This is a genomic window from Desulfovibrio sp. SGI.230 (assembly GCF_050313065.1).
Lineage (GTDB): Bacteria > Desulfobacterota > Desulfovibrionia > Desulfovibrionales > Desulfovibrionaceae > Desulfovibrio.
In genome coordinates, this window is record NZ_JBNPKS010000015.1 from 14621 (window position 1) to 32960 (window position 18340).

At 65.4% G+C, this 18340-nt stretch carries 17 protein-coding genes and 2 tRNA genes; 10 read left to right on the plus strand and 9 right to left on the minus strand.

What is annotated here, in order from left to right; translation table 11 throughout:
* Positions 1 to 55: 55 nt before the first annotated feature.
* Together lgt and moaC are read right to left on the minus strand one after the other, a co-directional pair.
* Complete coding sequence (gene lgt / locus ACQRAG_RS10350) at positions 56 to 886, minus strand: prolipoprotein diacylglyceryl transferase (protein ID WP_419008775.1); 831 nt, start codon at positions 884 to 886, stop codon at positions 56 to 58.
* A 5-nt stretch (positions 887 to 891) separates the two neighbouring features.
* Positions 892 to 1380 (minus strand): cyclic pyranopterin monophosphate synthase MoaC, encoded by a 489-nt coding sequence (gene moaC, locus ACQRAG_RS10355; protein WP_168935853.1) that lies wholly within the window; start codon positions 1378 to 1380, stop codon positions 892 to 894.
* A 171-nt stretch (positions 1381 to 1551) separates the two neighbouring features.
* Between moaC and ACQRAG_RS10360 the strand changes: the two genes are divergently transcribed.
* Positions 1552 to 1638: transfer RNA gene (locus ACQRAG_RS10360), tRNA-Leu, on the plus strand.
* 289 nt (positions 1639 to 1927) lie between these two features.
* Here the strand turns inward: ACQRAG_RS10360 and ACQRAG_RS10365 are convergent.
* The 3 genes from ACQRAG_RS10365 to cbiB are packed head-to-tail and all read right to left on the minus strand — an operon-like array spanning position 1928 to position 4328.
* On the minus strand, positions 1928 to 2512 hold the full coding sequence (locus ACQRAG_RS10365; RefSeq protein WP_304026175.1) for a bifunctional adenosylcobinamide kinase/adenosylcobinamide-phosphate guanylyltransferase: 585 nt from the start codon (positions 2510 to 2512) through the stop codon (positions 1928 to 1930).
* Between the two features lie 35 nt (positions 2513 to 2547).
* Positions 2548 to 3288 carry an adenosylcobinamide-GDP ribazoletransferase gene (cobS, locus tag ACQRAG_RS10370; protein ID WP_168935855.1) on the minus strand — a complete coding sequence of 247 codons (741 nt, stop codon included), beginning with the start codon at positions 3286 to 3288 and terminating at the stop codon, positions 2548 to 2550.
* 44 nt (positions 3289 to 3332) lie between these two features.
* Complete coding sequence (cbiB, locus tag ACQRAG_RS10375; RefSeq protein ID WP_427804098.1) at positions 3333 to 4328, minus strand: adenosylcobinamide-phosphate synthase CbiB; 996 nt, start codon at positions 4326 to 4328, stop codon at positions 3333 to 3335.
* 615 nt (positions 4329 to 4943) lie between these two features.
* Between cbiB and ACQRAG_RS10380 the strand changes: the two genes are divergently transcribed.
* A tRNA-Leu gene (locus tag ACQRAG_RS10380) sits at positions 4944 to 5030 on the plus strand.
* Between the two features lie 340 nt (positions 5031 to 5370).
* Here the strand turns inward: ACQRAG_RS10380 and ACQRAG_RS10385 are convergent.
* Both ACQRAG_RS10385 and ACQRAG_RS10390 read right to left on the minus strand, forming a co-directional pair.
* The gene (locus ACQRAG_RS10385; protein ID WP_297230765.1) at positions 5371 to 6615 is read right to left on the minus strand and encodes a metal-dependent hydrolase; all 1245 of its coding nucleotides are present in this window, start codon (positions 6613 to 6615) and stop codon (positions 5371 to 5373) included.
* Positions 6616 to 6624: 9 nt separating this feature from the next.
* Complete coding sequence (locus tag ACQRAG_RS10390; RefSeq protein WP_204626353.1) at positions 6625 to 6948, minus strand: chemotaxis protein; 324 nt, start codon at positions 6946 to 6948, stop codon at positions 6625 to 6627.
* A 113-nt stretch (positions 6949 to 7061) separates the two neighbouring features.
* Here ACQRAG_RS10390 and ACQRAG_RS10395 point away from each other — a divergent pair, with 113 nt between their 5' ends.
* The 8 genes from ACQRAG_RS10395 to leuB all read left to right on the plus strand — a co-directional run bounded on the left by ACQRAG_RS10395 (position 7062) and on the right by leuB (position 16207).
* Positions 7062 to 7802 (plus strand): substrate-binding periplasmic protein, encoded by a 741-nt coding sequence (locus ACQRAG_RS10395; protein ID WP_289616456.1) that lies wholly within the window; start codon positions 7062 to 7064, stop codon positions 7800 to 7802.
* A gap of 70 nt (positions 7803 to 7872) precedes the next feature.
* Positions 7873 to 9474 (plus strand): diguanylate cyclase, encoded by a 1602-nt coding sequence (locus ACQRAG_RS10400; protein WP_304021079.1) that lies wholly within the window; start codon positions 7873 to 7875, stop codon positions 9472 to 9474.
* Positions 9475 to 9505: 31 nt separating this feature from the next.
* Complete coding sequence (locus ACQRAG_RS10405) at positions 9506 to 10147, plus strand: phosphatidylserine decarboxylase family protein (protein ID WP_168935861.1); 642 nt, start codon at positions 9506 to 9508, stop codon at positions 10145 to 10147.
* An 18-nt stretch (positions 10148 to 10165) separates the two neighbouring features.
* Entirely contained in the window at positions 10166 to 10957 is a 792-nt protein-coding gene (gene pssA / locus ACQRAG_RS10410) for a CDP-diacylglycerol--serine O-phosphatidyltransferase (RefSeq protein WP_168935862.1), read from the plus strand.
* Between the two features lie 122 nt (positions 10958 to 11079).
* Positions 11080 to 12627, plus strand: a complete 1548-nt coding sequence (locus tag ACQRAG_RS10415; protein WP_006008917.1) for a 2-isopropylmalate synthase — start codon at positions 11080 to 11082, stop codon at positions 12625 to 12627.
* Between the two features lie 427 nt (positions 12628 to 13054).
* Positions 13055 to 14317 (plus strand): 3-isopropylmalate dehydratase large subunit, encoded by a 1263-nt coding sequence (locus ACQRAG_RS10420; protein ID WP_168935863.1) that lies wholly within the window; start codon positions 13055 to 13057, stop codon positions 14315 to 14317.
* A gap of 26 nt (positions 14318 to 14343) precedes the next feature.
* On the plus strand, positions 14344 to 14844 hold the full coding sequence (locus ACQRAG_RS10425; protein WP_006008919.1) for a 3-isopropylmalate dehydratase small subunit: 501 nt from the start codon (positions 14344 to 14346) through the stop codon (positions 14842 to 14844).
* Positions 14845 to 15133: 289 nt separating this feature from the next.
* The gene (gene leuB, locus ACQRAG_RS10430; RefSeq protein ID WP_006008921.1) at positions 15134 to 16207 is read left to right on the plus strand and encodes a 3-isopropylmalate dehydrogenase; all 1074 of its coding nucleotides are present in this window, start codon (positions 15134 to 15136) and stop codon (positions 16205 to 16207) included.
* 473 nt (positions 16208 to 16680) lie between these two features.
* Here the strand turns inward: leuB and ACQRAG_RS10435 are convergent, their stop codons facing one another.
* Complete coding sequence (locus ACQRAG_RS10435) at positions 16681 to 17577, minus strand: DMT family transporter (protein WP_304022815.1); 897 nt, start codon at positions 17575 to 17577, stop codon at positions 16681 to 16683.
* A gap of 154 nt (positions 17578 to 17731) precedes the next feature.
* Positions 17732 to 18334, minus strand: a complete 603-nt coding sequence (locus tag ACQRAG_RS10440; RefSeq protein WP_204626359.1) for a septal ring lytic transglycosylase RlpA family protein — start codon at positions 18332 to 18334, stop codon at positions 17732 to 17734.
* Positions 18335 to 18340 lie beyond the last annotated feature (6 nt).

Sequence of the window (18340 nt, forward strand, 5' to 3'; positions counted from 1 at the left end):
CCTCCAGAAAAATTCAGATAAGCGGCGAATATCTACACAGAAGAGACAAGGTCTGTCAACGCTTTCGTGCGCTCTTGGCCTTGCGGGGAGCCGTCGCGGGCTCCACGGCGGCCCGTTCCCGCGGCGTGCGGCACAGCAGCCACAGGCCCGCGGCCATGAGCGGCAGGCAGAGCAGCTGGCCCATGGTCAGCCAGCCGAAAGCCAGGTAGCCCAGCTGGGCATCGGGCACGCGCACGAATTCCACGCCAAAGCGGAACACGGCGTAGAGCAGGGCGAAAAGACCGGAGACGGCGCCCGCCTTGCGCGGCCGGGTGGAGAAGATCCAGAGCACCACGAACAGCACCAGCCCTTCCAGCAGGCCTTCATAGAGCTGCGAGGGGTGGCGCGGCCAGGGCCCGCCGGTGGGGAAGACCATGGCCCAGGGCATGTCGCTGACCTTGCCCCAGAGCTCGCCGTTGATGAAGTTGCCCATGCGGCCCCAGAACAGGCCCTGCGGCACCAGCGGCGCGATGAAGTCCGAGACCTCGAGGAAGGACTTCTTGCGGGTGCGCGCGAAATACCAGAAGGCGCAAAGCACGCCCAGCAGGCCGCCGTGGAAGGACATGCCGCCGTTCCAGATGCGCAGGATCTCGCCGGGGTCGTCGATGTAGGCGGGCAGATCGTAGAAGAGCACATAGCCCAGGCGCGCGCCCAGGATGACGCCCAGCATGACGAAGGTCAGCAGGTCGTCCACATCCACGGTCTTCCAGCCGGAACCGGGACGGGAGGCCCGCCAGCGGGCCAGGCCCCAGCCCACGAAAAAGGCCAGCAAATACATGAGGCCGTACCAGCGCAGCTGCAGGGAGCCGATGCTGAAGGCCACGGGATCGATGGCAGGGAACTGCATCCGTCTTAGTCCAGGGGCTTGGCGTGGAAGGCGCCGCTGCGGCCGCCGTCCTTGAACAGCAGACGGACGCGGCTGATGACGATATCGCGCTGCACGGCCTTGCACATGTCATAGATGACAGCAGCGGCGGTCTGGGCGGCGATGATGGCTTCCATCTCCACGCCCGTGGGGCCGGTGGTGCGGGTCTCGGCCTCGATGCGCACGCTGGGCGGGGTGTCGCGCACCTCAAAGCGCACGTCCACGAGGTTCAGGTTCAGGGGATGGCAGAGCGGGATCAGTTCCGAGGTGCGCTTGGCGGCCATGATGCCGCCCACCTTGGCGCAGGTCAGCACGTCGCCCTTGGGCAGGGCGCATTCCTTGAGCAGTTTCAGGGTATTGGGCGAAAGCTCCACGATGGCTTCGGCAATGGCCACACGCTGGGTGTCGGGCTTGGCGCCCACGTCCACCATGGTGATGTTGCCGTCCTTGTCCAGATGGGAAAAATTGTCCTGCATGAGGCGTATCCTTGCATTAAGAGTGTGCCTTGCTGTGTAGCGCATGGACAGGCGCAAGGCAAGGCGGCCGGGGCCTGCCGGGCAGGCCGGGAGCGGAAAATGGCGGGCCGGAAATTTTTTTTGCAAAAAACACTTGCCAGGCAGAGGCAAATCCGCTACATACATCTCCGCGCCGAAGTGGTGGAATTGGTAGACACGCTAGGTTCAGGGTCTAGTTCTGGCAACGGAGTGGGAGTTCGACTCTCCCCTTCGGCACCAATGGAAAGCAAGGCTGGTAGAAATACCAGCCTTTTCCTGTTTCTGGGGCCGGGCAGTTTTTGTGCCGGTCAGGGATGACAGCCAGTGGCAGGCAGCAGCCTTGCCCCGGCTTTTTTTATGCCCCCTTGTCTTCCTTGGAAACAGAAGACAGCGTGCTTGCCTGTTGCCGGCAGCATGGAAACAAAAAGACGCGCTCTTCCCGTGGAGGAAAGGGCGCGTCTTCTGTTTTGGCGTACGGAGCGGGAGCGGCACTGTGCACGACGGCTGCAGGCTCCCGGAAGGGCGGGGCTCAAAATTCCAGCTTTTCCAGCCGCAGGCAGCGTCCGGCCACCACAAGGAAAGCCTCCCGTGCCTGTGCGGCAAGCATCTGGTTGGCCAGGCCCAGGCCATCGTCGAAAACACGGGCCAGACGTTCCGCCCGTATGCCGCCGAGGCCGGTCTCACCGGAGACCAGCACCCAGCGGCAGGGGAAGGCCCGCATGGTGTGCAGCAATTCGTCCACTTCTTCCGTGAGGCTGGTCTCGAAGGCCGCCGCATCCTGCGGATCGTCCAGCGCGAACAGGATGTTGCTCATCCAGAGGGTCACGCAGTCCAGCAAGATGGTGGGCACGGGGGCATCCGCGGCCTGTGCGGCCAGCAGGGGCGCCAGCTCCCGGCCCGGATGCCGGGGGCATTCCAGCGTGTGCCAGTGGGCGGGGCGGCGGCTGCGGTGGCGCCGGATGCGTTCGGCCATGGCAGGATCGTCTCCCAGGGGCCGGGCCGTGGCCAGATACCAGACAGGCCCCCGGGCCTTTGCCGAGACCAGGGCCTCGGCCAGCGCGCTCTTGCCGCTGCGGGTCCCGCCCAGGAACAGGGTCAGGTCAATATCTTCCATAGGGCTTCCTCCTTCAGGGGGCGGTCGTCATATCCTTACGGCAGGCAGCAGACCGCCAGCACGGCGCACTCCGTGGTCTCGATGAGGGCCCCGAAGACGTCGCCCGTGACGCCGCCGATGCGCTTGCGGGCCGCGGACAACAGCCGGAAGGCCACCAGTCCGGCCGCCAGCAGGCCGTAGAGGCCATGCCGTCCCATCACGAGACAGGCCGCAAGGCAGAGCCCGAGGGCCGTATAGGCGTAGCGGGGCTTCATGCCGTCGTGCATCATGGAGCCCAGACCGCCGGGCCGGGCCGAGGGCAGACGCATGCCCACGAAGACCTGGCAGCGGCCCAGCAGACCGGCCAGGCAGCAGGCCCCCAGCGCATGCAGGGGCGCCGTCCCGGCCAGTGCCGCCAGCGCCGCGACCTTGGTGGAAAGGACGAAGAACAGGGCCAGGGCGCCGAAGCTGCCCAGGCGGGAATCCTTCATGATGGTCAGACGGCGTTCGGGCGAGGTCTCCACCAGCAGGCCGTCGCCGCAGTCGGCGACCCCGTCCAGATGCAGCCCGCCGGTGATGACGGTCCAGACAAGGGCGGCCCCGATGCCGCAGAGCGCGGCGGGCAGGCCCAGCCGGGCAGCCAGCAGCAGGGCCAGAGCGGCCAGAGCGCCCACCAGCAGGCCCACGGCGGGCAGCCAGGCCACCACACCGGAGAGCGTGGGGGGCAGAGGGGCGGAGCCCACGGGGATGCGGGTAAAAAAGGCCAGACCGGCGCGGAATGAGGTGATGATGGACATGCGGTATCGCCTTGCTGGAGGTTGAAGGAAAAAAGTCGTCGTCCTCAGATGCAGGCCACTGCCGCCGGCAGCAGGGAAGCCAGCGTCGCGAAGACCAGCAGGGAGCCCCACATAAGGCGCACGGCCTGCCGGATATGCCGGGCCGTGGCCAGCGGGGTGCCGTCGCCCAGCCAGGGATGATCGCGGTACAGGGGGCCGTACCAGGCCGGGCCGCCCAGACGCAGGCCCAAGGCCCCGGCAAAGGCGGCTTCGCTCCAGGCGGAATTGGGACTCTCGTGGGCATGGCGGTCGCGCCAGCCCACCCGGCGGCAGGCACGGGCATCGAGGCCGGGCAGCAGGGCCGCGGCCAGCACGATGCAGGGCAGGGCCAGCCGCGCCGGGCACCAGTTGAGCACGTCGTCCAGGCGGGCGGCGGCTGTGCCGAAGCAGCGATAGGTCTCGTTGAGCTTGCCCCACATGGCATCCAGCACGTTGGCGGCACGGTGGCAGGCGGCCAGGGCAGCGGCCCCGGGCAGTCCGGCCAGCAGCAGGCCCGCCGCCGCCCAGAACAGGGTGGAAAGGATGCCGTCGGTCAGGTTCTCGCCCACGCTCTCCACGCAGGCCCGGGCCACGCCGTGGGCATCCAGCTGTTGCGGGTCGCGTCCCACCAGCATGGACACGGCCCGGCGGGCCGCCTCCAGATCGCCCTGTTCCAGCGGCAGGGCCACACGGCGGGCGTGTTCGTCCAGGCAGCGGGGCGCCAGACAGAGGGAGACCACGACCACACAGACGCTCCAGGCGGCCGCGCCGCCGAGCATCTCTCCGGCAAGCCGGACAGGCAGTGCCGCCAGCAGGCCCACCGGCAGGACCACGGCCAGACAGGCCGCCAGACCGGCCAGTGTCATGCGTGGCCCGTTGGGACCGCGGCGGAAGACACGTTCCATGATGGCGGCCAGGGCCCCCATGCCGCAGACGGGATGGATGCGGGCCGGGGGTTCCCCCAGCAGTCGGTCCAGCAGCAGGGCGGCGGGCAGGAGAAGGAAGGCGGCCAGTGCGCTCATCGCCATGCTCCTGATGTCCCCGTGGCCGCTGCCGGCGAGATAGGGGAGAGCGTCGCCAGCGCAGCAGCGGCGCGGGAAGGGCTACAGCCGGACAGCGGCTGCTTCCGGGGCTGGGGGCGGAAAGAGATGCCGTTTTCCCCGTGCCGGAGGGCAGGGACAGGATAAAACGTGGGCCGGGAAGGCTGGGGGGCAGTGCTGCGCATGTGGGTTCCTTGCGTTTTTCCGGCCTTGGCCGGGCCGCCAGTCTGCGAAAAATCGGCTGCCTGCGCAAGGGGAGGGCAGGTGCCATCCGCTCTTGTCCGCCTCCATCCCGCGCGTCCAGCATATCTCCCGCAAAGGCGGCACCCGCCGGATGGCGCAGATCCCGTCATGGTACATGGCCGGACGCCCCCTGTGCCTGCTTGCGGGGCTGTTCCGCGGACGGCAGCCATCTCGTCCGCTGTCCGCAGGGCGGCGAGTGTTGCGTTTCCTCTGCCTGCAGGAGGGGCAACAGTCTCCGAGAGCCTGTGAGCGCTGCCTTTTATCATCCTGATTTTGTTTGTTAAAATAAAAAAATGGGAAAAATCGAAAAAAAAGCTTGCCAGCGGGGGGCGAATCCTGTAGACAGATTTTCGCGCCGAAGTGGTGGAATTGGTAGACACGCTAGGTTCAGGGTCTAGTTCTGGCAACGGAGTGGGAGTTCGACTCTCCCCTTCGGCACCAATGGAAAGCAAGGCTGGTAGAAATACCAGCCTTTTCCTGTTTCTGGGGCCGGGCAGTTTTTGTGCCGGTCAGGGATGACGGCCGGTGGCAGGCAGCAGCCTTGCCCCGGCTGTTTTCGTATGCCGGGCCGTCCGACGGCGCTGGTATCCCGTATCCGAATCGTTGCAGGACAAAAAAGGAACGCGCCTCATCCCAAAAGGAAGAGGCGCGTTTTTGTTCACTGTGCAAAGCAGGGACGGGGCTGCCGGGTGTATCTCAGGGCCGTGTCCGTTCGTCGCAGCGCGATGGGAACAGGCCCCGAGGCCGCAGGCTCCTTTGTCATCAGGGCGTATCCGCCCTCCTAACGCAATCCGGCCAGCCAGGGCAGGAAGGCGGGCTGGGACGGACGACGAGGGGCCTGCCAGCCGGAATCGCGGCGGCTGTCGGAGAAATAGAGGCGCTCCTGCAACAGGCGCGGGCCCATGTTGCCGGGCTCCATCTGCACCATGAGCTGGAAGGGGATGCCGGCATTGGGGCGCATGGCCATGATCTTCTGTACCAGTTCCAGCTGCGAGCCGAAGCGCTCGTCATGCAGCAGCCACTGGCTGGCGCCGGGCATGTCCGTGGTGCGCTGGCCTTCGGGCAGCGGCGTGATGACGGGCAGCAGCAGGAACTGATCGAAAGTCCGGCAGGCCACGGACTGACGGGCCAGGGCGGTCATCAGGCCGGAGGGCGCGGCCACGCGGGTCTCTTCCTGACCATGGGGACGGCCCAGGGCATCCAGCCCCTGGATGCGGACCACCAGCTCTTCCTGCCTGTCCGCCGGGGGCAGCAGGGGATCGAGCTGCGTCTGCCAGGCCGGGGCGTCAGCGGGGCGGGCGGGCAGCTTTTCCAGATAGAGCGCCCGCCAGAACAGGGGGGCGAAAGCATCGGGCAGCACCACCAGCTGGCGGATGTCACGTCCCTGGGCGGCCAGGGAGGCCTGCATCTGCTGCGTGTGCCAGATCTGGCATCCCAGGGCCAGGGCCGGGTAGAGGAGGATGCTCCAGAACAGGGCCAGCCGGACGCCGGGCTTGCCGTCCGAGACGGTGAGCGAGGCCGTATCCTGGAAGGGGAAGGGGATGGCCCCCTGGGCCTGGGCACGCTTCTTCTCCTGCCGCAGGCCGTGCCAGATGCCCCAGAGCAGGGGCAGGGTCATGAGCAGGTCGATGATATAGACGGCATTGAGGCGCAGGCGCTCCCCGGAGAAGGGCAGCCAGACCAGCGTGCCGTAAGTGGTCAGGGCATCGAGCCAGATATGCAGCAGGACCATGAGCATCATGAAGGCCCAGACCCCGCCGAACGACCAGGCGTTGCGGGTATCGTAGCGCCAGAGGGGCCGGGCCAGGATGGCCAGCAGCAGGCCCATGAGCGGTGCCGCCGCCAGGGCGTGGGTGATGCCGCGGTGCAGCAGCAGGGTCTGCAGGGGGCCGCTGGCGGCCAGGATGTCCAGATCGGGCGAGGCAGCCGCGAAGGCTGCCAGGGGCAGGGCCCAGCGGGTGGCGGGGCGCTGCGGCATGGCCAGCATGGCAAGGGCGCCGCTGGCGGCATGGGTGACAGGATCCATGATGTTCCTCTACTGACGGAAGGGGCTGCGCTGCCGGGGGACGGCCCGGTAGGCGGGATCTTCGGGCGAGATGTCCCGGCCCATGTGGCGCATGTACATGTTGAACTGGCTGCGCTGCATGGACTGCATGACGTCCGGCCGGTTGAAATAATACAACATGGTCTGGGTGCTGTTGTTGCCGGTCATGGGCTGGCGCATGCTGTCCGCACCGCTGACGCCGGCCGGCACGGTGTCGGGCTCCGAGGTCCCGGTGCCGATATCCTTGGGGCCGCAGGCGGCCAGCAGGGCCGCCAGGACGCAGATGACCAACAGGAAAAGGGGCGAATGTCTCATATTCCACCTCGGCCCGACTATACGGACTGGCGGCGTGGCTGGCAACCGCACTGGGGACTAGCTTTTACCGTAAAATAGTGTAGGGTGCAAAAAATTATTATTGGTAATTGCGTATGCAACAATTTCTTATCTCGGCCCTATGTTTATGCCTGTGCCTTGCCGCCACATCTGCCGCTGCGTCAGGCAGGGACCTGCGCGTCGGCCTCAGCGATGAGTATCCGCCGCTGTCGTATATCGACGAGGACGGGCAGCGGCGGGGATTCGAATACGAGCTGGCGGATTCCCTGTGCCGACGTCTGGGGCGCACCTGCGTCTGGACGTTCACCACGCAGGCGGACCTGGTGCAGGGCCTCAGGAACGGCAGTTTTGACCTGATCTTCGCCCAGCGCCTGGAGCCGAAGCAGGAAGGGCTGCTCTACAGTACCCCGTACTACCACTCCCGGGCCATGTGCATCGGGCGTCCCGGCGGGCGCGGTCCGGAAGAGGCGGGGGCCCGCATCGGTGTCTATCAGGGCTCCGTGCTGGTGCAGCGGGCCCGGGGCTTCTGGCCGGAGGCCGACATCGTCACCGGCAGTGTGCAGGAGCTCATCAGGCGCCTGCGGCAGGGCAGCATCGATGTGCTGTTCATCAATGATCTGGCCGGTTATGCCTTTTTGCTGACGGACGAAGGGCTGGAATTCGACCGCCTGGATGTCCCTTTCGATGCCGAAACCAGAGCCACGGGGAGCTGCGTGGCGGTCAGGGCCGGGCGCCCCGAACTGCTGGATGCCGTGAACAGGGCGCTGAAGGCCCTGCTTTACAGCGGGGAGCTCCACAACCGCAGCCGCAGTTATTTCCAGTATATCATCTACTGACACCGGGCGGCGGTACGCTGCCGGATCTCCATGATATCTTTCCCGGAGGGGAGTTTTCCAAAGTTTTGCCATGATCGGCTTTATCCGCAACAAATCTTTGCCGGCCCGCCGCTACCTGGTCCTGCTGGTGCTGCCCTGGTGCCTGATGCTCCTGCTGACGGTGGCTGTGCTCTGGCCCTATCTTGTCGGCTTCCGCACTACTGTGAAGACCTTGCAGGACGTCCAGCTGCCCGGGATCCTGGAAGCCCAGCGCACCCGGACCAATCTGAACATGCTGCGCAAGCAGCTGGCCATCATCTATCTGGCCGAGGCCCCTCTGGAACGGCGGCGGGCCCGTCTGCATGCCCAGGCCCTGCTGGCCGGCATGGCCCATGATCCCTCGCCCGTGGCTACTGAAGTCCTGGCGCTGGGGCCGCGCATCCGGCAGCTCTATGTGAGCTGCATGGAGGCGGACAAGGGCCTTTCCCGGCTCCATCGCCACGAGATGGAGATGATGCTCGCCCTTAACAGTCTGGAACAGGCCACGGGGCGCAAGATGGCCGGGGAGGTGATCTTTTCCCATACCGGCCGGGACGGCGTGCGTCATGGCCGGATGGCCTTTGAAAAGATGCAGCGCCTGATGGCTCCGGTAGAGCAGATGTGCGCAGGATCGGAAGAGTTCCGGGACATCTGCGACCAGTTCGGGAAGCACAAGCGCGCTCTGGGCGAGGCCTGGCGGGAAAAACTCGCTATCGACGCCCAGGCCCGCGCCCTCTGGCAGTCTTTGGAAGACGAGCTGCTGCGTCTGGTCAATGAGGTCTCCTCGCGCGAATTGCAGCGCTCCCTGGAAGAGGCGGAGTCCCTTTCCGAAGCCACGGACTACATCGTCTGGAGCATCTTCCTCTTCACGCTGGGGCTGCTGGCCTTTTTGCTTGTCCTGCTCCTGCTGCTGCGGCGCGACCTGCTGCGGCCGTTGGTGCGCATCGCCGGGAACCTCTCCCGCCTGCGTGACGGCATGCAGCCGGAGCCCATCCCCGCTGTCCGCATCACCGAATTGCAGGAGGTCGTGGACATTGTGCCCGACATCGGCGGCTACCTGGGCTCCCTCAGGGAACGCAGCTGCCGTCTGGAAGAGGAGAAGGACGCCTACTCCCGCATGAGCCTCATGGACAGCCTGACGGGCATCCCCAACCGGCGCGCCCTGGACATGCGGCTGGCGGATCTGGCGGAGCTGCGGCAGGCGGCCAGCCTCATCATGCTGGATGTGGACCTGTTCAAGATCTACAACGATACGCTGGGACATCAGGAAGGAGACGCCTGCCTGCACCGGGTGGCCCAGGCCATGCGCGACGGCCTGCGCGGCGGCGACCGCGAGATCTTCCGCTACGGCGGGGAGGAGTTCGCCGTGGTCCTGGACGAGGTGTCGCCGGAGCATGCCCTGCATGTGGCCGAGCGCCTGCGCCAGACCGTGGAGCAGCTGGGCATCCCCCATCCCGGCAATCCCTCCGGGCATGTGACCATCAGTCTGGGCGTGGCCGCCGTCGCGATGCTGACGCCCGAGACCCTGCCCCGGCTCCTGGAGACCGCCGACAGCGCCCTGTACAGCGCCAAGGAACACGGCCGCAACAGGGTCCACCTTGCCGGAGAGCTCGTGAAAAAGTCCGCTTGCCTTGCGGCGGGCGACAGGCTATAGCTCAGTTTTCCATTCCATCAGGAGATAATGCATGCGCCCTGCTTCTTGCGGCATCACCCCCGAAGGCTGGCCCACCATCGGCATCACGGCCCTGACGGCCCTTGTTTTTGCCTGCCTCGGCTGGCCGGTCCCCGCTGTCCTGGCTCTGGCCCTGTGCTGGTTCGCCTTCCACTTTTTCCGTGACCCCGAACGTGTGGTGCCCACCGCGCCCGGCCTGGCCGTCAGCCCCGCCGATGGCCGCGTCATCCGCATCGAGCGCAAGCCCGATCCCCTGACCGGTGACGAACGCACCTGCATCAGCATCTTCATGAACGTGTTCAGCGTGCATGTGAACCGCTCGCCCGTGACCGGCGTGGTGGAGCAGATCCGCTACTGGCCGGGCAAGTTCGTCAACGCCGCCTACGACAAGGCCGCCACCGACAACGAACGCTGCGGCTACCTGCTGCGCGGCGAAGACGGCGCCGCCTGGACCATGGTGCAGATCGCCGGGCTCATCGCCCGCCGCATCGTCTGCCGCGTGTCCGAAGGCGATGCCCTGGAGCGCGGCCAGCGCTACGGCATGATCCGCTTCGGTTCGCGTGTTGACCTTTACCTGCCCGAAGGCTATGTTCCCTCTGTGAACATCGGCGAGCAGGTCTTTGCAGGCCAGAGCACGCTTGCCACCAGAAACTGATTTCGAGTCAAGTGGAGCATGGTTGTGGACACCCAGCCGCAAGAAAAAAAACTGCCCGTACACAAGAGCATCTACCTCCTGCCCAACCTCATCACGTCGTTGAGCATGTTCATGGGCTTTTTGTCCATGGTCTGGGCTGTGCAGTCCCGTTTTGAAGAAGCGGGTCTGGCCATCGTGCTGTCCGCTCTGCTGGACGGCATGGACGGCAAGGTGGCTCGCCTGACCCATACGGCCAGCGAATTCGGTGTCCAGTATGACTCCCTGGCCGACCTCATCGCCTTCGGTCTTGCTCCGGCCTTCCTGCTCTGGCAGTGGCAGCTGGAGAGCCTGGGCCGCTTCGGCGTGGTGGTGGCCTTCCTCTTTGCCGCCTGCGGTGCCCTGCGTCTGGCCCGCTTCAACATCAGCACGGCCGTGACCGGCAAACGCTTCTTCATCGGCCTGCCCATCCCCGCCGCGGGCTGTACGGTGGTGGCGTTCCTGTATTTCGCCGGTATCCTGCCGGAGTTCTTCCTGCCCGCCCTGCCCTATGTCAGCATCGTCATCGCGCTGGGCCTGGGCGTGCTCATGGTGAGCCGCGTGCGCTACTTCTCCTTCAAGGAGTATGATTTCCTGCGTGCCCATCCGGTGCGCTATCTGCTGGCCGTCATGGTCATCTTTGGCCTGGTCTACGCCCAGCCGCGCCTGTTCGGCTTCCTGCTCTGCGCCGTCTACATCTGTGGCGGCCTCTACTACTCTTTTGTCATTCTGCCCCGTCGTAACCGTCAGCTACTACGCGCCCTGAATCTGCAGGACGAGGAGAAAGCTGCGTAACGGTTTGTCGCCCCGCGGGGGCGGATCGAGAACCTTCTGATCGCCGCCGGCAGGGCGGCCGTTATGCAGTAGCATAACAAACAAGCACCCTTCGCGGGTGTCCGATCAGAGGAGTCAGATCCATGTCCAACCGCGTGTTCTTTTTTGACACCACCCTGCGTGACGGCGAACAGTCGCCGGGCGCGACCATGAACCTTCAGGAAAAGCTCCGTATTGCCCACCAGCTCGAAGTGCTGGGCGTGGACATTATGGAAGCCGGTTTCCCCGCCTCCAGCCAGGGGGATTTCGAGTCCGTGCAGCGTATCGCCCGGCAGGCGAAATCCATCCAGGTGGCCGGCCTGTGCCGCTGCATGGACAGCGACATCGACCGCTGCTGGGAGGCCGTGAAGGACGCCAAGAATCCCCGCATCCATACCTTCCTTTCCACTTCGCCCCTGCACATGAAGTACAAGCTGCGCAAGGACCCCGAAGTGGTGCTGCAGATGATCGAAGCCGGGGTGCGCCGCTGCGCCGGGTACACCGACAACGTGGAGTTCTCCGCCGAGGACGCCTCCCGTTCCGAACGTGACTTCCTCTGCCGCGTGGTGGAGACCGCCATCAAGGCCGGTGCCACCACCATCAACCTGCCCGACACCGTGGGCTATGCCCAGCCGCAGGAATTCGCCGACCTCATCCGCTACGTCATCGAGAACACGCCCAACAGCGACAAGGCCATCTTCAGCGTGCACTGCCACAACGACCTGGGCCTGGCCGTGGCCAACACCCTGGCCGCCCTCAGCGTGGGTGCCCGTCAGGCCGAGGTGACCATCAGCGGCATCGGCGAGCGCGCGGGCAACGCCGCCCTCGAAGAGCTGGCCATGGCCCTGCGCGTGCGCAAGGACTACTACGGTCTGGAGCACGGCATCGTCACCGAGCAGCTCTATCCTTCCTGCCGCCTGCTCTCCATGACCATCGGTCAGCCCATCCCCAACAACAAGGCCATCGTGGGCGCCAACGCCTTTGCCCATGAGTCCGGCATCCATCAGGACGGCATGCTCAAGAACCGCGAGACCTACGAGATCATGACCCCGCAGTCCGTGGGCCGCAACGAGAGCAACCTCGTCATCGGCAAGCATTCCGGCCGCAATGCCGTGCGCAACAAGTTCGAGAGCCTGGGCTACAGTCTGGATGACGACCAGCTGCAGATCGTCTTCGAGGCCGTCAAGGCCCTGGCCGATCGCAAGAAGACCCTGCACGACGATGACCTCATGGCCCTGGTGCAGGAAGAAGTCTACCGCATGCCCGACCTGTACCGCCTGCGCCATGTGAGCGTGCAGAGCTCCGACGCCGGCGGCGTGCCGCCCACGGCGGCCGTGCTCATGGACGTGGATGGTATGGAAAAGAGCGGCGCCGGTTTCGGCGTGGGCCCCGTGGACGCCATCTTCAATGTCATCAACGACATGCTGGGCCGTGAACCTCAGCTTGAGCAGTATGCGGTCAACGCCGTCACCGGCGGCACCGACGCCCTGGGCGAAGTGACCGTGCGCCTGCGCGAAGGCGAGTTCTCGGCTGTGGGCCGCGGCGCCCATCCCGACATCCTGGTGGCCACGGCGCGTGCCTATGTGAACGCCCTCAACCATCTGGCCAAGAAGGAAAAGGAAGGCGAGCGTCTGCACTGCCAGCACAGCTAGCGAGTGTTCCTGAGGGGAGGGGGCACCCCTCGCCTAGCGCGAGAGAGGTGCCCCCTCCCCTCAAACTCCCCTCCTCAGCGCGCTTTAGTTGGGGCTAGGTGGCTCTTGGGCCACAAGGCCCCGTGGGTACGCCCTGTGTCCCTGTCCGGGAATGACCCGCCGGGGAGAGGAAAAGGCAGCCAGCAGGAGAGCCCTGCATATTTTATGACCGCCCCTGTGGGAGCTCTGCCCACCTCCCGGATCTTTCCGGGGTGGTGCCGGGAGACCTTCAGCAGGGAAAAGCTGGCGCATCGCCCCGTCTGTCATCCTCCTGAATAAAGCGCATTTGGGGGAGGATGGGGGGGCCGGGGGGAAGGAACCCCCTTGGGCGCTAGTCAAAGGGGGTTCCTTCCCCCCGCAATCGCATTCCGTATCAAGGAGAACCATCATGCCTCAGACGCTTGCGCAAAAGATCCTGCAAGCCCACACCGACGACGTCATCGAGCGCGACGGACAGATCGTCCAGTGCCGCCTGTCCCTGGTGCTGGCCAATGACATCACCGGCCCCCTGGCCATCAAATCCTTCAAGGGCATGGGCGCCAGCCGCGTGTTCGACAAGGACAAGATCGCCCTGGTCATGGACCACTTCACGCCCCAGAAGGACATCGCCTCGGCCAACCAGGTGATGATCAGCCGCCAGTTCGCCCAGGAGCAGGGCATCACCCACTACTACGAAGGCGGCGACTGCGGCGTGGAACACACCCTGCTGCCCGAACGCGGCCTGGTGGGCCCCGGTGACGTGGTCATCGGCGCGGACAGCCACACCTGCACCTACGGCGGCATCGGCGCCTTCGCCACGGGCATGGGCTCCACCGACATCGCCGCCGGCATGGCCCTTGGCGAGACCTGGATCAAGGTGCCCCCGACCATCCGCGTGAACATCAACGGCCAGATGCCCAAGTGGCTGCGCGGCAAGGACCTGATGCTGCTGCTCATCAAGACCATCGGCGTGGACGGTGCCCTGTACAAGGCCCTGGAATTCGGTGGTTCCGTCATCGATGCCCTGCCTGTGGAAGGCCGTCTGACCATGGCCAACATGGCCATCGAAGCCGGCGGCAAGGTGGGCCTGTTCGCCGTGGACGAGCTCACCCGCCAGTACTGCGCCGAGCACGGCCGTCCCGGCGTGACCATGAGCCTTGCCGCTGACGAAGGCGCCGTGTACGAGCGCGTGGTGGACATCGACGTGACCGGCCAGGAGCCCGTGGTGGCCTGTCCGCACCTGCCCTCCAACGTGAAGAACGTTTCCGAGCTCAAGGACCTGTCCGTGCAGCAGGTGGTGGTGGGCTCCTGCACCAACGGCCGCATCAGCGACATGCGCGATGCCGCCGAGATCCTGCGCGGCCGCAAGGTGGCCAAGGGCGTGCGCTGCATCATCCTGCCCTCCACCCCCGCCGTGTGGAAGCAGTGCCTCAAGGAAGGCCTGATGGAAGTCTTCATGGATGCCGGCTGCATCGTGGGCCCCTGCACCTGCGGTCCCTGCCTGGGCGGCCATATGGGCATCCTGGGCGACGGCGAACGCGCCGTGGCCACCACCAACCGCAACTTCCGCGGCCGTATGGGCAGCCTGGATTCCGAAGTCTACCTGTCCAGCCCCGTGGTGGCGGCCGCCAGTGCCGTGGCGGGCTGCATCGCCGGCCCTGACCAGCTCTAAGCCGTTTTTTCAGAAAGGATCACGTCATGAATTACAAAGGTACGGCCCACAAGGTGGGCGAACATATCGATACCGACGCCATCATCCCGGCCCGCTTCCTGGTGACCTCTGACGCCAAGGAACTGGGCGCCAACTGCATGGCCGGTCTGGAACCTGACTGGGTCAAGCGCGTGAAGCCCGGCGACATCATGGTGGCCGGCCGCAACTTCGGCTGCGGCTCCTCCCGCGAGCACGCCCCCATCGCCATCCTGGGCGCGGGCATGCCCGTGGTCATCGGCCACAGCTTTGCCCGCATCTTCTACCGCAACGCCTTCAACATGGGCCTGCTGCTCATGGAAGTGGGCGACGACGTGGACAAGATCAATGACGGCGACGAGCTGGAAGTGGATGCCGCCACCGGTGTCATCCGCGACCTGACCAATGGCGCCGAGATCCAGTGCCCGCCCCTGCCGGCCTCCATGGCCGCCATCCTGGCCAAGGGCGGCCTGGTCAACTATGTGAAGGAACGTCTGGCCGCCAAGGGCTAGGCGGACAGCTGCTGGCTGAGGGGGAGAGGGGCCCCTTTTGGAAAAGGGGCCCCTCTCCCCCTCAAACTCCCCCTCTCCTCCCGAAAACTTTTGTTCCGGTCGATAACGGGGCAGGGCAGGACGGTGATCGTGCCCTGAGTACCTGTCCCCCGGTGGTTTTGGGAGAGCGTGCCGTGGAGGCAGGGCAAGAGCGGAGGCTGCGGAAGGCGTGCCCTTCGCGGCTTTCTGGGGAGCAAGGACAGTTTTTGCACACAAGCGCAGTGCTGCGGCGCTGCATGAGGATATCAAGATGAAAAAGACCATTTGTCTGTTGCCGGGTGACGGCATCGGTCCCGAGATCGTGGCCCAGGGCGTGGCCGTCCTGGAAGCTGTGGCCAAAAAGTTCGGCCATGAATTCGACTTCGTGCCCGCCCTCATCGGCGGCGCGGCCATCGACGCCACCGGCGAGCCGCTGCCCGCCGCCACGGTGGAAGCCTGCCAGAAGGCCGACGCCGTGTATCTGGGCGCCGTGGGCGGCCCCAAGTGGGACAATATCGAGCCTGCCCGCCGTCCTGAAAAGGGTCTGCTGGGCATCCGCAAGGCCCTGGGCCTGTTCGCCAACCTGCGTCCCGCCCTGCTGCTGCCCGAACTGGCCGGCGCCTGCCTGCTGCGTTCCGACATCGCGGCCCGCGGTCTGGACCTCATCGTGGTGCGCGAGCTGACCGGTGACATCTACTTCGGCGAGCCCCGCGCCATCGAAGAACGTAACGGCCTGCGCGTGGGCTACAACACCATGATCTACGACGAGAACGAGATCCGCCGCATCGCCAAGGTGGCCTTCGAGACCGCCCGCCAGCGTCGCAAGAAGGTCTGCTCCGTGGAAAAGAGCAACGTGCTGGAGACCTCCCGCCTCTGGAAGGCCGTGGTGCAGGAAGTGCACGCCGACTACCCCGACGTGGAACTGAGCCACATGTACGTGGACAACGCCGCCATGCAGCTGGTGCGCGATCCTTCGCAGTTCGACGTCATCCTCACCGGCAACATCTTTGGTGACATCCTCTCCGACGAGGCCTCCGTCATCACCGGTTCGCTGGGCATGCTGCCTTCCGCCTCCATGGGCGCCCAGGCTCCGGCCCTGTTCGAGCCCATCCACGGTTCCGCGCCCGACATCGCCGGTCAGGACAAGGCCAATCCTCTGGCCACCATCCTGTCCGCCGGCATGATGCTGCGTCTGGCCTTCGGTCTGTCCGAAGAAGCCGACGCCGTGGAGAATGCCGTGCGCCAGACCCTGCGTGACGGTTTCCGTACCGGCGACATCATGGAAGACGGCTGCACCCTGGTGGGCTGCGCCGAGATGGGCCGTCTGGTGGCCGAACGCCTGTAGTCTCTGGTTCTGTTTTTCCGGAATGGAGCGGAGCTGCCCTGCGGGGCGGCTCCGCTTTTTGTTTTTGAGGGAAGGGGGAAAGCGTTGCTGCGGCGGTGCTCAAAAGGGAAGGCCAGGCCTCTGGTCACGACAGCGACCGATGGCGGGAAGGGAGGGGGACGGGAGAGGGGCGATGGCAGGAAACAGGCCTCTGCCACGGCAGGAAGGGAAGCGGCACGAGAAGGGGCCCAGGAGCAGCTAGGCGTCGTGCGTCCGTGAGCCAGGCGCATACGGCACGCCATGCCCCGGGATGGGGATTGCGGGGAAAGATCGGGGCGTGCAGGCCGACGGGAAGAGTCGTCGGAGACGGTCAGCAGGAGACGGGCTTGCGTGCCATGAGGACCGCCACTGCCCCTGAAAAAAACATTTGGGCAGGGAGAAGGGGAGTTTGAGGGGGAGAGGTGTCCAAAAAGATGGCCTTCTCCCCCTCGTATCTACTCCCCATGCTTTCTTTTCTGCAGCCAGGCCTGGATCTGCGGCCCGGTCATGACCAGGACCACGGCGGCGCAGATGACGGCCACGCCGCTGAAGACGGCGAATGTGGCGGGCTCGTCGAAGACGAGGATGCCCACGGTGACGGCGGTGAGCGGTTCGCCCACGCCCAGGATGGAGGCCAGGGTGGAACCGATGCGCTGGATGGCCAGGATCAGGGTCAGGTTGGAGATGACCGCGGTGATGATGGCCAGCAGCAGGCTCAGGGCCAGCTGTTCCCAGGTACCGATGATCTCGAAGGTCCCGGAGATCAGGGCATTGACGAGGGACACGCCGGTACCGAAGAACAGCACCCAGAAGGTGATGCTCAGGCCCGAGATGCTGTGGATGCGAGCCACATGCAGACCCGAGATGTAGAGAGCATTGCACAGGGCCGACGCCAGCAGCAGGCCTACGCCCAGCGGGTCAAGGCTGCCGCCGTCATCACCGCCGCCGCTGCCCAGCAAGGCCACGCCAAGGATGGCCAGCAGCACGGAACTGGCCGTGATGATGGAAAATTTTTCATGGAAGAAGATGGTCATGATGAGCATGACCATCAGCGGATACAGGAATTGCAGGGTGGCCGTGACGCCGCCCGACAGGTAGAGCAGGCCCCAGATCATGAGCAGGGCGGCCAGGGCGTAGAGCACGCTGAACAGGGCCAGCAGGCCGAGGTCGCGCGCGGGCGCGGCAAGGCGCTCCTGGCGCAGGATGAGAATGAGCCCCAGGCTTATGGAGGCGAAGAGGAAGCGGTAAAAAAGGACACAGTCCGCGGACAGGCCGCTATGCAGCAGGGGCAGACTGAACAGCGGGATGAGACCGAAAGCGGCGGAGGAAATAAGGGCAAGCACAAAACCCATGACAGCTCTCCATGACGAGGGATTTGCGGTTTTCCAAATGACTCACGATTTTCGACATTGCCCCAAAGAAAACGGGAATACAAGGGGTTGGGGCTGATCGAAGGCCAAAAAAAAGGGCGCTCGGGGCGCCCGGAAAAAAGGGAGCGGCAGAGCGCTAGTTGCCGGCATCGTCCAGGACGACCTCGGCCTCGGGGTGGCCCTGGCGCAGCGCTTCATGCATGGCGGCCGCGTCGGCAAAGGCGAAGAAGGGGCCCACCTGGTCATCCTTGTAACGCACGAAATAGGCCTGTCCGTTCTGCAGGGGGGTGCCGCTGGGGTCACTGACCACTTCCAGATCGACCTTGCCCACGCCGCGGTCGTTCATGTTGATCTGCTGGGCGGCAGCATAGGAAAGGTCGATGATGCGGCCACGCACGTAGGGGCCGCGGTCGGTCACGCAGACCATGACGCTCTTGCCGTTGCTCTTGTCGGTGACGCGCACCACGGTGCCGATGGGCAGGGTGCGGTGGGCAGCCGTGAAGGTGTACATGTCATAGCCTTCACCGCTGGCGGTCTTCTTGTTGTGGAAGTCGGCCCCGTACCAGGAGGCCATGCCGGTCATGAAGGCATCGGCGTTGCTCTGGGCACGTTTGAGCCAGACATCACGGCTGGAGGAAGCAGTCTTTGCATCGCCGGCATAGGCGGCGGACATGGGGGAGGCCAGCAGCAGACAGGCCAGCAGCAGCGCCAGCATCCCCATGGAAGAATGTGAGGTCATAGAAAC